Annotated in this window: 10 protein-coding genes; 4 read left to right on the top strand and 6 right to left on the bottom strand. The window is 63.4% G+C overall.

Annotated elements, in window-relative coordinates; all coding sequences use genetic code 11:
• Positions 1-7 precede the first annotated feature (7 nt).
• Both ACIQUI_RS00980 and ACIQUI_RS00985 read right to left on the bottom strand, forming a co-directional pair.
• Positions 8-1,357, bottom strand: a complete 1,350-nt coding sequence (locus ACIQUI_RS00980; protein ID WP_403194252.1) for an APC family permease — start codon at positions 1,355-1,357, stop codon at positions 8-10.
• 244 nt (positions 1,358-1,601) lie between these two features.
• A complete protein-coding gene (locus ACIQUI_RS00985; protein ID WP_403194254.1) occupies positions 1,602-2,489 on the bottom strand; it encodes an acyltransferase in 888 nt (295 codons plus the stop codon).
• A 182-nt stretch (positions 2,490-2,671) separates the two neighbouring features.
• Here ACIQUI_RS00985 and ACIQUI_RS00990 point away from each other — a divergent pair, with 182 nt between their 5' ends.
• The 4 genes from ACIQUI_RS00990 (at position 2,672) to creD (ending at position 6,967) form a co-directional block, all read left to right on the top strand.
• Positions 2,672-3,172, top strand: a complete 501-nt coding sequence (locus ACIQUI_RS00990) for an ATP-dependent zinc protease (protein ID WP_403194256.1) — start codon at positions 2,672-2,674, stop codon at positions 3,170-3,172.
• Between the two features lie 155 nt (positions 3,173-3,327).
• Positions 3,328-4,008 carry a two-component system response regulator CreB gene (creB, locus tag ACIQUI_RS00995; protein WP_403194258.1) on the top strand — a complete coding sequence of 227 codons (681 nt, stop codon included), beginning with the start codon at positions 3,328-3,330 and terminating at the stop codon, positions 4,006-4,008.
• Complete coding sequence (creC, locus tag ACIQUI_RS01000; RefSeq protein WP_403194260.1) at positions 4,008-5,441, top strand: two-component system sensor histidine kinase CreC; 1,434 nt, start codon at positions 4,008-4,010, stop codon at positions 5,439-5,441. Before creB ends, creC begins: the two co-directional genes overlap by 1 nt.
• A gap of 197 nt (positions 5,442-5,638) precedes the next feature.
• Positions 5,639-6,967 carry a cell envelope integrity protein CreD gene (gene creD / locus ACIQUI_RS01005; RefSeq protein WP_403194262.1) on the top strand — a complete coding sequence of 443 codons (1,329 nt, stop codon included), beginning with the start codon at positions 5,639-5,641 and terminating at the stop codon, positions 6,965-6,967.
• Between the two features lie 166 nt (positions 6,968-7,133).
• Here the strand turns inward: creD and ACIQUI_RS01010 are convergent, their stop codons facing one another.
• The 4 genes from ACIQUI_RS01010 to aceF form a co-directional block, all read right to left on the bottom strand.
• Positions 7,134-7,757 carry a glutathione S-transferase gene (locus ACIQUI_RS01010; RefSeq protein WP_403194264.1) on the bottom strand — a complete coding sequence of 208 codons (624 nt, stop codon included), beginning with the start codon at positions 7,755-7,757 and terminating at the stop codon, positions 7,134-7,136.
• A gap of 3 nt (positions 7,758-7,760) precedes the next feature.
• A complete protein-coding gene (gene msrA, locus ACIQUI_RS01015) occupies positions 7,761-8,429 on the bottom strand; it encodes a peptide-methionine (S)-S-oxide reductase MsrA (protein WP_403194266.1) in 669 nt (222 codons plus the stop codon).
• Positions 8,430-8,597: 168 nt separating this feature from the next.
• On the bottom strand, positions 8,598-11,288 hold the full coding sequence (locus ACIQUI_RS01020) for a putative bifunctional diguanylate cyclase/phosphodiesterase (protein ID WP_403194268.1): 2,691 nt from the start codon (positions 11,286-11,288) through the stop codon (positions 8,598-8,600).
• Between the two features lie 381 nt (positions 11,289-11,669).
• Positions 11,670-13,310 carry a dihydrolipoyllysine-residue acetyltransferase gene (gene aceF, locus ACIQUI_RS01025; RefSeq protein ID WP_403194270.1) on the bottom strand — a complete coding sequence of 547 codons (1,641 nt, stop codon included), beginning with the start codon at positions 13,308-13,310 and terminating at the stop codon, positions 11,670-11,672.

A 13,310-nucleotide genomic window follows, 5' to 3' on the forward strand; every position in this document is an offset into this window, starting at 1 on the left:
CGTTTGGTCAGGTAGTTTCGCTGAAGTCCACCAGCTGCACCGGGCGACGGAAGCCGGCGGTCAGCACTGCCAGGTAGGCCAGGCCCAAGGCAAACCAGCATAGGCCAATCACCAAGGTCAGCGCCGACAGGCTGGTCCACAGCCACAGTGTCAGCCCCAACCCTACCAGCGGCACCAGGCCATAGCTCAGCAGCCCTTTGAAGCTACGCTGCGAGGCATCGTCCATCAGGTGCGTCTTGACCACCGCCAGGTTCACGGCCGAGAACGCCACCAGCGCACCGAAGCTGATCAGCGAAGCGAGGGTAGTCAGGTCGATCACCAACGCCAGCAACGAAAACGCCGACACCAACAAGATGGCGAATACCGGGGTACCAAAGCGCGGTGACAGGTAACCGAAGCTGCGCCGTGGCAGCACGTTGTCACGGCCCATGGTGAACAGGATACGCGACACTGCCGCCTGCGAGGCCAGCGCCGAACCCAGGCTGCCGGCGACATAAGCGGCGGTGAAGAAGTTGGTGAGGAACTGCCCGCCCGCCTTGAACATCACTTCGTTGGCCGCTGCATCGGCATTGGCGAAGCTGCTGCCCGGCAGCACCAGCTGGCTGACGTAGGCCAGCAGGGTGAACAGCAAACCGGCGAACAGGGTGGTAAGGATGATCGCCCGTGGCACGTCGCGGCGTGCGTCGCGGCATTCTTCGGCCAGTGTCGAGACCGCATCGAAGCCGAGGAACGACAGGCACAGTACCGCAGCGCCAGCCATGATCGGGCCGAAGCCAGGCTGCGAGCCATCACCCAGCAGCGGCGACAGCAGGTCGAGCGGCTGACCAGCCAAGGTCTGGCAGGACAGCGCGACGAACACGCCGATGAACACGATTTGCGCGCCGACGATCAGGTTGCTGGTCTTGGCCACTGAGTTGATGCCAACCACGTTCAGCACGGTTACCAGGGCGATGCAGGCGAGCACGAAGGCCCAGGCAGGCACTGCCGGGAAGGCGATGTTGAGGAACAGGCCGATCAGCAGGTAGTTGATCATCGGCAGGAACAGGTAATCCAACAGCAGCGACCAGCCGGCCAGGAAGCCGACGTTGGGGCCGAAGGCCATGTTGGTGTAGGAATACGCCGAGCCCGCGACCGGGAAGCGTTTGACCATGAAGCTGTAGGATGCGGCGGTGAACAGCATGGCTACCAGCGTGACCATGTAGGCGCCGGCGGTGCGGCCACCGGTGAGTTCGGTGACGATGCCGTAGGTAGTGAAAATGGTCAGGGGGACCATGTAGACCAGGCCGAAGAACACCAGGGCGGGCAAGCCGAGGACACGGCGAAGCTGGGCGGGGGCGGAGCTAGGTTGGGTGGCCATTGATCGATCCAGGCATTTTTGTAGTTGTGCTTTGGTCGATTTTTATCCACTTGGGTGGGGTGTGACAAAGAAGTATTACTTATGCTGATTATTAGCCTGGGTTTTAATCGGATTGCTGGGCTAACTGTGCCGGCCTCTTCGCGGGCTCGCCCGCTCCCACAGGATTATCACAGGTGCTGAAGGTGACGCGGTTCCTGTGGGAGCGGGCAAGCCCGCGAAGAGGCCGGTACAAGCAGTAAAGGGCTCAGCCCATCTCCCCTCGCAGCCGCTCGATCCGCTGGTCCTTCTCCACCCACAGCTGGTTCACCCAAGCCTGCACAGTCTGACGAAACTCAGGGTCATTCTCGTAATCCCCTGCCCACAGTGCCGGGTCCAGCTCACGCACCTGAATGTCGATAATCACCCGGCTAATGCTGCCATTGAGCAAATCCCAGAACCCCGGTGCCTTGTTGCCGGGGTACACGATGGTTACATCCAGCAAGGCATCCAGTTGCTCACCCAGCGCCGCCAGCACAAACGCCACGCCCCCGGCCTTGGGTTTGAGCAGGTAGCGATAGGGCGACTGCTGTTCCTGCCGCTTGGCCTCGGTAAAGCGGGTGCCTTCCAGGTAGTTCACCACGGTCACCGGCTGGCGTTTGAACAACTCACAGGCCGCCTTGGTGATTTCCAGGTCCTTGCCCTTCAGCTCCGGGTGCTTTTCCAGAAACGCCTTGCTGTAGCGCTTCATGAACGGGTAATCCAGCCCCCACCAGGCCAGGCCCAGCAGCGGCACCCAGATCAGCTCCTTCTTCAGGAAGAATTTGAAGAACGGCGTGCGGCGGTTGAGGCTCTCGATCAAAGCGGGAATGTCGACCCACGTCTGGTGGTTGCTCACCGCCAGGTACGAGGTGTCCTTGCGCAGGTTCTCGACGCCACGAATGTCCCATTGGGTAGGGATGCACAGTGCGAAGATGGCCTTGTCGATTTCCGACCAGGTTTCGGCCACCCACATCACCGCCCAGGAAGCGTAATCACGCCCACGCCCCGGCAGCACCAGCTTGAGCAGGGCGAAGACCAGCAGCGGGCAGATCAACACCACGGTATTGAGCAGCAGCAGGGTGGTTGTGAGAATGCCGGTCAGCAGGCGACGCATAAAGAAACTCTTGTTGTGGGAGATAAACGGTCGGCAATGATAAGCAGCGCCGTGGCCTACGCCAAATGTCCAATGCCTTGCGGCGCAGACAAATGTTTCACAATTTGTTGGTTAACCTTGTGACAGCGAACCTATCCTGCCAGTGCAGTCTAAGCACTGACCCTTCTCAAGGAAGCCTGCTAGTGAAATCTCTGTTTGCCCTGTTGTCGCTGTTGGCGCTGCCGGTTATGGCTGCCGAACCCACGATCTACGGCCGGTACGAGAACATCGCCCTGCCCGAGCTGGGCGAAACCCTGAAAGCCAAGATGGACACCGGTGCCTTTACCGCGTCGTTGTCGGCCAAGGACATCGAACTGTTCACCCGTGATGGTGACGAGTGGGTGCGCTTCCGCCTGGCGACCAAGGATTCGGATGGCAAGGTGTATGAGCACAAGGTGTCGCGCATCAGCAAGATCAAGGGGCGTGCCGATGAAGAAGAGGAAGGTGACGCGCCGGAGATCTCCAAGCGTCCGGTGGTTGACCTGGAGCTGTGCCTGGGTGACGTGAAGCGCACCGTGGAGGTGAACCTGGTGGACCGCAGCAGCTTCAACTACCCGCTGCTGGTGGGTTCAAAGGCGCTGCGCGAGTTCAAGGCGGCGGTTAACCCGGCCAAGAAGTTTACGGCTGGCAAGCCTGACTGCTGATTTGCATTGCCTGTACTGGCCTCTTCGCGGGCACGCCCGCTCCCACAGGGACCGCGCTGCCCTCAAGGCTTGAGGTGATCCTGTGGGAGCGGGCTTGCCCGCGAAGAGGCCGGTAAGTTAAAAGTCCATTCTTGCCCCGAGTAAGGCCGGACGCCATGCCCCACATCCTCATCGTCGAAGACGAAGCCGCCATCGCCGACACCCTGGTCTACGCCCTGCAAGCCGATGGCCACAGCACCGAATGGGTGACCTTGGGCAGCGCTGCCCTCGAACAGCAGCGCCAACGCCCGGCCGACCTGATCATTCTCGACATCGGCCTGCCCGACATCAGTGGCTTCGAAACCTGCCGCCAATTGCGCCGCTTCACCGAAGTGCCGGTGATGTTCCTCAGCGCCCGCGACGGTGAGATCGACCGGGTGGTAGGCCTGGAAATCGGTGCCGATGACTACGTGGTCAAACCCTTCAGCCCGCGTGAAGTGGCCGCACGGGTGCGGGCGATCCTCAAGCGCATGGCACCCAGGGCCGAGCCTGCTGCCGAAAGTGCGCTGTTCCAGCTCGACACCTTGCGCATGCAGATCACCTACCGCAGCCAGCCACTCACCCTGACCCGTCACGAATTCCGCCTGTTGCAATGCCTGCTGGAGCAACCGCAGCGGGTGTTCAGCCGCGAACAACTGCTCGACGCGCTGGGCGTGGCCTCTGACGTTGGCTACGAGCGCACCATCGACAGCCATATCAAGAGCCTGCGCGCCAAGCTGCGCCAGGTGGCCAGCGATGCCGAGCCGATCCAGACCCACCGCGGCCTCGGCTACAGCTACAGCCCGGACCACGCCTGATGCGCCTGGGTGTCCGGATCTTCCTGGTGTACTTCCTGTTCGTCGGGTTGGCGGGCTACTTTTTGCTCAATACCGTGCGTGAACAGATCCGCCCGGTGGTGCGCCAGTCTTCCGAAGAAACACTGGTAGATACGGCCAACCTGCTGGCCGAGATCCTGCGCGATGACGTCAAGGCCGGCACCCTGAACCAGGGCCGCCTGCCGCAAGTACTCAAGGCCTACGGCTTGCGCAGCCCCGGCGCGCAGATCTGGGGCCTGGCCAAGAACCAGGTCAGCCACCGCATCTATGTCACCGACGCCAGGGGCATCGTGCTGCTGGATTCCAGCGGCGAGGCCCAGGGCAAGGACTACTCGAAGTGGAATGACGTGTACCTGACCCTGCGTGGCCAGTACGGTGCGCGCTCGACCCGCAGCGACCCCAGCGACGAAAGTACGTCGGTGATGCATGTGGGGGCGCCGATCATCGACGAGGGCAAGATCATCGGCGTGGTCACTGTGGCCAAGCCCAACAGCTCGCTACAGCCGTACATCGACCATTCCGAGAAGCGTTTGCTCACCTTGGGGCTGGGGTTGATCGGCCTGGGCTTGCTGGTGGGTGCGGCACTGTCGTGGTGGCTGGCGCGCTCGCTGCGCAAGTTGGCGGCCTACGCGCAGGCGGTCAGCGAAGGTGAGCGTGCGGAGTTGCCACATTACAAGGGGGGTGAACTGGCGAACCTGGCCAATGCCGTGGAACGCATGCGCACGCAGCTGGAGGGCAAGGCCTATGTTGAACGCTACGTGCACACCCTCACACATGAGCTGAAAAGCCCACTGGCTGCCATTCGCGGGGCCTCAGAACTGTTGCAGGATGACATGCCGGCCGAGCAGCGGGCGCGCTTTGCCGGCAATATCGAGCGTGAGAGCGAGCGCTTGCAGCAGATGATCGAGCGCCTGCTGAACCTGGCCCGGGTCGAGCAGATGCAGGCGCTGGAGGACGAACAGCAGGTGGCGCTGGCGGCGCTGGTGGACGAATTGCTGCTGGCCCATGTTGCGCGCATCGAAGCCGCCAGGTTGCACGTGCGTCAGCGGGTGCCCGCCGGGTTGCGTCTGCTGTGCGACCCGTTTCTCATGCGCCAGGCGCTGGCCAACCTGCTGGATAATGCACTGGATTTCACCCCCGATGGTGGCGCACTGCTGTTTGACCTGGAGCGCGACGGCGAGCGGGTGGCGTTGAGCCTGTTCAACCAGGGGCAAGCGATACCGGCGTATGCCATCGGGCGGGTCAGCGAGCGGTTCTACTCGCTGCCGCGGCCGGGGAGTGGGCGCAAGAGTACCGGCCTGGGGCTTAACTTTGTGGCCGAGGTGATGCAGCTGCATGGTGGGGCTTTGGCGGTGGACAACGTTGATGGCGGGGTGCGGGTGCGGTTGTGGCTGCCGGTTCGGCGTATCAGCTGAGATAGCCGGGGCTGCTGCGCAGCCCATCGCAGGCAAGCCAGCTCCCACAGGTACCGCACAATGCTCAAGGCCTGTGAAATACCTGTGGGAGCTGGCTTGCCTGCGATGGGGCCCTCGAATACACATAATCTCCACAGAGCCTCCCCGAAGCCTCCACGCAAGGCGCAGACACTGCGCCCACTGCCACAGGAGGCCCCATGAACAAGACCCTCGGTTACAAACTCGGCATGATCGTCGTGCTGATGCTTCTGCTGCTCATCCCGCTGCTGCTGATCAACGGCCTGATCGATGAACGCCAGGCCCTGCGTGACGACGTATTGCGCGACATCGCCCAAAGCGCCAGCTTCGACCAGCAGCTCAGCGGCCCGCTGTTGGTGGTGCCGTACCGCAAGTACCAGCGCCGCTGGATCGAAAAGGACGGCGAGCGTACCCAGGAAACCAGCACCATCGTCGGCCACCTGTACTTCCTGCCGGAAACCTTCGACGCCGACCTTGGCGTAGACACCGAACTGCGCGCCCGCGGCATCTACCAGGCCCGGCTGTTCCACGCCAAAGGCCGCATCAGCGGCCGTTTCAAGCTCCCGGAGCGCTGGGGCATCGACAAGGATTTCGACGACTACCGTTTCGACAAGCCGTTCCTGGTGGTGGGTATCAGCGATATACGCGGTATCGAGAATGGCCTGGAGCTGAGCCTGGACGAACAGAAGGTGCCGTTCGAAGCGGGCACCCAGCTCGATTGGATGCGTGGCGGCGTGCACGCCAGCCTGCCAGGGCTCGATGGCCTGCAGGCACGGGAGTTCAGCTATGGCTTCGACCTGGCGCTGCAAGGCACCGGCCAGTTGCACGTAGTGCCAGTCGGTCGTACCAGCAGCGTCGACATGCGTGCCAACTGGCCACACCCGAGCTTCGTCGGCAGCTACTTGCCCAGCCGCCGCGAGATCGACGCCCAGGGCTTCGCCGCACATTGGCAGACGTCGTTCTTTGCCACCAACCTTGAAGACGCCCTGCGCCAGTGCGCCACGGCCGGGCAGTGCGCCGACTTCAGCGAACGCAGCTTCGGCGTGAGCTTTGTCGACCCGGTGGACCAGTACCTGAAAAGCGAACGGGCGATCAAATACGCGCTGTTGTTCATTGCGCTGACCTTTGCCGGTTTCTTCCTGTTCGAAGTGCTGAAGAACCTGAGCGTGCACCCGGTGCAGTACATCCTGGTGGGCGTGGCGTTGGCGTTTTTCTACCTGTTGTTGCTGTCGTTGTCCGAGCACATCGGCTTTGGCCTGGCGTATGGGCTGTCGGCTTCGGCGTGTGTGCTGCTGATTGGCTTCTACCTGAGCCATGTGCTGTGCAGCCTGGGGCGGGGCATCGGTTTTGCGGCGGGTTTGGCGGCGCTGTATGCGCTGCTCTACGGGCTGTTGAGTGCCGAGGACTATGCGCTGCTGATGGGGTCGCTGCTGTGCTTTGGTTTGCTGGGGGTGTTCATGGTGCTGACCCGGCGGCTGGACTGGGCGCGGGTGGGGAGGGCGGCATGAGGGAGGATAAAGAGATCGGGCGGTGGTTGGCCTTCAGGATCGGGCAGTTGTTTCCTGTGATATCGAGCTGAGGCCTTCGCGGGCATGCCCGCTCCCACAGGTACTGCACAGCTTTCGAATACTGTGATGTCCCTGTGGGAGCGGGCGTGCCCGCGAAGAGGCCCTGTCAAACCACCGGCGAAGTGGCGACCATCGAAGGCCGCTTGGCCACCTCGGCATACCACGCTGCCAGCCCAGGCTGGCGCTCACGCCAGCCAAACTCCGGCTGGCGCAAATCCAGATACCCCAGCGCACAGGCCACGCCAATCGCCGCCAGGTCGAACCCGGACATCAGCTCAGGCAAATGCTCCTGCTCCAGATTGGCCAGGCTACGGCGGATCTTGTCGCCCTGCGCCTGCAGCCAGCCATCCCAGCGCTTGTCCTCTGGCCGCAGGAAGCTCTCATAACGCGACGACACCGCCGCATCCATGATCGCATCCGCCTGGGACACCAGGGTCATGCGCCGCCAGCGCGCCGAGCCTTCACGGGGCAGCAGCGGCAGGCCGACGTGTTGCAGGTCGAGGTACTCGCAGATCACCCGGCTGTCATGCAGCACGGTGCCGTCGTCCAGGCGCAGCGCCGGGATCTTGCCGATCGGGTTGTCCTGGTTCAGCTGCGGGTCGCCGCTAACCGGGCTGATGTTCACGGCCTGCAACTGCACCCGGCCCAGCTGGCCGGTCTCGTGCAATACCACCATGACCTTGCGCACGAACGGCGACAACGGCGAGTGGAACAGGGTCATCGTGCTCATGCGTCAGTTACCTTGCAGGCTCGGTGGCAGGCATACGCCGGTGCCGCCGATGCCGCAGTAGCCGTCCGGGTTCTTGGCCAGGTACTGCTGGTGGTAGGCCTCGGCAAAGTACACGGTTGGCGCCTGGTCGATTTCGGTGGTGATCTCGCCGAAGCCGGACTTTGCCAGTTCAGCCTGGTACTCGGCTTTGCTGGCTTGCGCTTCTTTGAGCTGCTCCGGGCTGGTGCAGTAGATGGCCGAGCGGTACTGGGTGCCAACATCGTTGCCCTGGCGCATGCCCTGGGTCGGGTTGTGCAGTTCCCAGAACATCGCCAGCAGCTCGCGGTAGCTGACCTTGTCCTTGTCGAACACCACCAGCACCACTTCGGTGTGGCCGGTCAGGCCTGAGCAGACTTCTTCATAGGTAGGGTTGGGGGTAAAGCCGCCGGCGTAGCCAACCACCGTGCTGACCACGCCTTCACGCTGCCAGAAGCGGCGCTCGGCGCCCCAGAAGCAACCCAGGCCGAAGATGGCGAAGTCGACAGCGCCTTCGAAGAAGGGGCCGAGCAGCGGGGTGCCTTCGAACACGTAGTGGAACTCGGGCAGGCTCATTGGCGTTTCGCGGCCAGGCAAGGCCTGCTCCGCGGTTGGCATGACGTTTTTGTTCACCAGGATTTCCGAACGCAGGACCATGGCCGTTCCTCTGTGTTTTTTCAGTTGGATAGGGGTTGGGGCATTCGCGGGCATGCCCGCTCCCACAGGTACAGCACAGGTTTCGAAGGTTGTGGTGTTCCTGTGGGAGCGGGCGCGCCCGCGAAAGGGCCCGAATGGCTTCTATAGTGCCCGAGGTTTAAGCCGCTGTCAGGCCACCGGTCCACGCGGATAGCGCTTCAACCGTTCAGCCAGCTCGCGCCCCGGAATCGGCCGGTCAAACAGGTAACCCTGGCCCACGTCGCAGCGGTGCCGGCGCAGGAACGCCAGCTGCTCCGGCGTCTCGATCCCTTCGGCCACTACCTTCAGCTTCAGGTTGTGCGCCATGGCCACCACCGCCGAGGTGATTTCCATGTCGTCCTGGTTATCCGGGATCTCGTTGATGAAGCTGCGGTCGATCTTGAGAATGTCGATCGGAAACTTCTTCAGGTAGCTCAGCGACGAATAGCCGGTGCCGAAGTCATCCATGGCCAGGGTCAGGCCCAGGGCCTTCAGCTCGTCCAGCTGGCGGTGGGTGTCTTCGCTGGCTTCCAGCAGCAGGCCTTCGGTCAGCTCCAGCTCCAGCAGGTGCGGGGGCAGGGCTTCTTCCTTGAGAATGGTGCTGATCGAGGCCACCAGGTCCGGGTCGGAGAACTGCTTGGGCGACAGGTTGATGGCCACGTGCAGGTTGCCCAGGCCGGCCTCGCGCAGTTGCTGGCTCATGCTGCATGACTGGCGCACCACCCATTTGCCGATGGGGATGATCAGGCCGGTTTCTTCCGCCACGCTGATGAACTGGTCCGGGCGGATCATGCCGCGCTCGGGGTGGTTCCAGCGCAACAGCGCTTCCAGGCCAAGCAAGCGGCCGCTGCGTAGGCAGATCTTGGGCTGGTAGAACACTTCCAGTTCGTTCTGGGTCAGGGCGCGGCGCAGGTTGTTCTCGACGAACAGCTTGTAGCTGGCCTCGGCATTGAGCACCTCGGTAAACACCTGTACCTGGTGCTTGCCGTTGGCCTTGGCCTTGTGCAGGGCCAGGCCGGCGTTTTTCATCAGGCTGGCCGGGTCGGCGCCGTGCAGCGGCGCACAGGCCAGGCCCACCGACGCGGTGACGTTGATCAGCTGGTTGTCGACGAACATGGGCTTGTCGAGGGTGCGCAGCAGTTGCTGGGCAACGTGCTGGCCGTCTTCCAGGCCAGTGGCGTCGAGCAGCACGGCAAACTCGTTACTGGCAAAGCGTGCCAGCACACCGCCAGTGGGCAGGCTGTTGCGCAGGCGCCGGGCCAGGCTGATCAGCAGCTTGTCGCCGGTCTGGTGGCCCAGGCTGTCGTTGATGCGCTTGAAGTTGTCGATGTCCACCAGCAGCAGGCACATCGAGTTCTCGCCATCGTGGGCAAAGCGTTCGTCCAGGCTGCGGATGAACGCCGGACGGTTGCCCAGGTTGGTCAGGTTGTCGGTGTAGGCCAGGCGCTCGATGCGCTGCTGCGCCAGCTTGGTCTGGGTGACGTCTTCGTAGATGCCGATGTAATGGGTCAGCTCACGGTTGTCGCCGTACACCTTGGAAATCGACAACTGGCCCCAGTAAGGCTCCAGGTTCTTGCGCCGGCTCTTGAATTCGCCCTGCCAGCTGTTGCCCATGGCCAGGCTGGACGGCGAGTCGAACAGCAGTTCGCTGAGGTTTTCCAGCGCGGGGAGCTCGCCCAGGTGGCGGCCTTGCACTTCTTCGGTGCTGTACTGGGTGATGGCGGTGAAGCTTGGGTTGACGTACTCCACCTGGCCATCGCGGTTCACCAGCAGGAAAGCACTGGCGCTTTGCTCCACCGCACGCTGGAACAGGTGCAGGGCGCTGGCCGCAGTACGCCGATTATGGTTGGTGATGACCTGGGCAAACTGGTCGGCCAGCTCGCCGGCGAAGGCAATTTCGTCCGACTGCCAGGCCCGCGGCTGGCCGGTCTGCTCCAGGCACAGCACGCCCACCACCTGGCCGTCGACGCGGATACTGGCATCGAGCATTGCCTTGTTTTCCGGGCGCAGGCTTTGTGCCAGGGCACGAGTGCGCGGGTCGTGGCCGGCATTGTGTGCGTCGATGGCACGGCTGGCATGCAGCGCTTCAAGGTAGTCGGGGAAGCGGCTGCCATCGATGGCTTCGGGCTGGCGATGCTCCTGTGCGTCGCGGTACCAGGCAGTGATCGGCTCCAGGCGCTGATCGTCCAGGTGCCAGATGCTGGCGCTGTCGACCTTGTAGATTTCGCAGGCGCTCTGGGTAATCAGCTGGGCGGCCTCAAGCAGCGAGTTGCCGGCGCTGTAGCGCTGTCGGGCCAGGCGCAGGATCAGGTCTTGCTGGCCGCGCACGCGCTCCAGGTGTTCCAGTTGCTCTTGCTGGGCGCGCTGGTTCAGCTGCAAGGCCAGTTGCAGGCGGTTATTGCGCGACTCCAGGTCGGTGGCGCCGGGTTCACCGGTGTCGTCCTGCTGGTCGTCGAGTACGCTCAGGTAGCCACGCAGCAGCTGGCGGTTGTGCTGCTTGTAGGCTTCACCGGCCTCCAGCAGCCGCAGCGATGCGCCTGGCGTATGCAGGGTGTAGCGCACACGGTAGTAGCCGCGCTGGGACAGTTGCAGCTGAATGTCGTCGTGCAGCCGGTAGCGCGCCTCAGGTTCCATCAGGCTGGCGTAGGGCGCATCCACCAGGGCACACAGGTCGCCGGCGTGCAGGCCGAACTGGCGCTCGCAGGCCGGGTCCAGGTAGAGCATGGTCCAGGTGGCCTCGTTAAGCCTTTCGAAACGCAGCATGCCGAGCCGCGAGGGCACGGGTAACGGCGTGACGACCTCGGCCGCCACACGGCTGGCGGCATCGGGTTGGCTTTTCATCGAAGACTCGCTTGAAGAGGGAACGCTGGGTAGGACCGCAGCGGGTCTGGCAAGGTTGCATCATGTGCCGAGGGCTGGCAAGCGGCCATGTGTGATGCTGTGTGCGGGTTATCGGCTGTTTGGTCGGAATCTGTAGTTTGCGTTGAGAATTTGGGGCCGCTTTGCGGCCCATCGCAGGCAAGCCAGCTCCCACAGGTACGGCACAGGTTTCAAGGTTTGTGGAGTACCTGTGGGAGCTGGCTTGCCTGCGATGGGCTGCAAAGCAGCCCCAATATGCCTTGTGTCAGGCAAAAAAAAGCCCCGCCAATTGACGGGGTTGAGGTACGAGCGTGGCAGCTCGAAAAGGGTACTGCCCCTCGCAAGGAGGGGCAGCGGGCTGCCTTACAGCAGCATGGTGCGGATATCGCCCAGTACGTCGCCCAGGCGCTTGGTGAAGCGCGCGGCGGCTGCGCCGTTGATCACGCGGTGATCGTAGGACAGCGACAGTGGCAGCATCAGCTTAGGCTGGAAGGCCTTGCCATCCCAGACTGGCTGCATGGTCGCCTTGGAGACGCCCAGGATCGCCACTTCCGGCGCGTTGACGATCGGCGTGAAACCGGTGCCGCCAATGTGGCCGAGGCTGGAGATGGTGAAGCAGGCACCTTGCATGTCGTCGGCCGACAGCTTTTTGGTGCGCGCCTTCTCGGCCAGTGCAGCGGCTTCGGCAGCCAGTTGCAGCAGGCTCTTCTGGTCGACGTTCTTGATCACAGGGACCAGCAGGCCGTCCGGGGTGTCCACGGCGAAGCCGATGTGCACGTACTTCTTGCGGATGATGGCCTTGCCGCTTGGCGCCAGCGAGCTGTTGAAGTCTGGCAGTTCCTTGAGCAGGAAGGCGCAGGCCTTGAGCAGCAGTGGCAGCACGGTCAGTTTCACGCCGGCTTTTTCGGCCACGGCCTTCTGCGCAACGCGGAAGGCTTCCAGCTCGGTGATGTCGGCAGAATCGAACTGGGTCACGTGCGGCACGTTCAGCCAGCTGCGGTGCAGGTTGGCAGCACCGACCTGCATCAGGCGGGTCAGGGCCACTTCTTCCACTTCACCGAACTTGCTGAAGTCCACAACCGGAATTGGCGGGATGCCGGCGCCGCCGGTTGCATCAGCGGCTGCCGGGGCGCCCGATGCTTTCTGCATCATCGCCTTGACGTAAACCTGCACGTCTTCTTTCAGGATGCGGCCGTGCGGACCAGTGGCAGCAACAGCGCCCAGGTCGACACCAAATTCACGGGCCAGCTGACGAACGGCTGGGCCTGCGTGAACCTTGGCGTTGCTGCCAGCGGCCGGTGCGGTAGCAGCCGGTGCAGGGGCAGCAGCCGGGGCAGCAGCAGCAGGTGCGGCGGCCGGAGCAGCCTCAGCCTTGGCTGGCGCCGGGGCAGCAGCAGGGGCCGGAGCGGCAGCCGGGGCTGCGCCAGCGACCTTCAGCTTGAAGATCAGGTCGCCAGTGCCGACTTCGTCTTCCAGCTTGCACAGCACTTCTTCGACCACGCCAGCAGCTGGCGACGGGATCTCCATGGAGGCCTTGTCGGACTCCAGGGTGATCAGCGACTGGTCGGCTTCGACGGTGTCGCCGACCTTGACCAGCACTTCGATGATCTTGGCCTTGCCCGACGAGCCGATGTCCGGCACGTGGATGTCCTGCACGCTGGCGGCAGCCGGGGCTGCGGCTGGCGCAGGGGCGGCTTCGGCAGCAGGCGCCGGGGCAGCAGCCGGGGCCGCATCTGCAGCGGCCGGGGCCTCAGGGGCCGCAGCAGCGGCGCCCTCGGCTTCCAGGACCAGCAGCTCGTCGCCTTCTTTCAGGCGGTCGCCCAGCTTGACCTTCAGCTCCTTGATGACGCCGGCCTTGGGGGCCGGGATCTCCATGGAGGCCTTGTCGGACTCCAGGGTCAGCAGGCTCTGGTCAGCCTCGATACGGTCACCGACCTTGACGAACAGCTCGATGATTTCACCTTCACCGCTGCCGATGTCAGGTACGCGAATGAGTTCGCTCAC

The organism is Pseudomonas sp. NPDC090592 (assembly GCF_044769185.1).
Taxonomy (GTDB): domain Bacteria; phylum Pseudomonadota; class Gammaproteobacteria; order Pseudomonadales; family Pseudomonadaceae; genus Aquipseudomonas.

Bases quoted from the DNA above. Each gene is read 5' to 3' on its own strand.
- ACIQUI_RS00985 (WP_403194254.1), bottom strand. From the start codon at position 2,489: ATGCGTCGCCTGCTGACCGGCATTCTCACAACCACCCTGCTGCTGCTC.
- creB (WP_403194258.1), top strand. From the start codon at position 3,328: ATGCCCCACATCCTCATCGTCGAAGACGAAGCCGCCATCGCCGACACC.
- creD (WP_403194262.1), top strand. From the start codon at position 5,639: ATGAACAAGACCCTCGGTTACAAACTCGGCATGATCGTCGTGCTGATG.
- ACIQUI_RS00980 (WP_403194252.1), bottom strand. From the start codon at position 1,357: ATGGCCACCCAACCTAGCTCCGCCCCCGCCCAGCTTCGCCGTGTCCTC.
- msrA (WP_403194266.1), bottom strand. From the start codon at position 8,429: ATGGTCCTGCGTTCGGAAATCCTGGTGAACAAAAACGTCATGCCAACC.
- ACIQUI_RS01010 (WP_403194264.1), bottom strand. From the start codon at position 7,757: ATGAGCACGATGACCCTGTTCCACTCGCCGTTGTCGCCGTTCGTGCGC.
- ACIQUI_RS01020 (WP_403194268.1), bottom strand. From the start codon at position 11,288: ATGAAAAGCCAACCCGATGCCGCCAGCCGTGTGGCGGCCGAGGTCGTC.
- creC (WP_403194260.1), top strand. From the start codon at position 4,008: ATGCGCCTGGGTGTCCGGATCTTCCTGGTGTACTTCCTGTTCGTCGGG.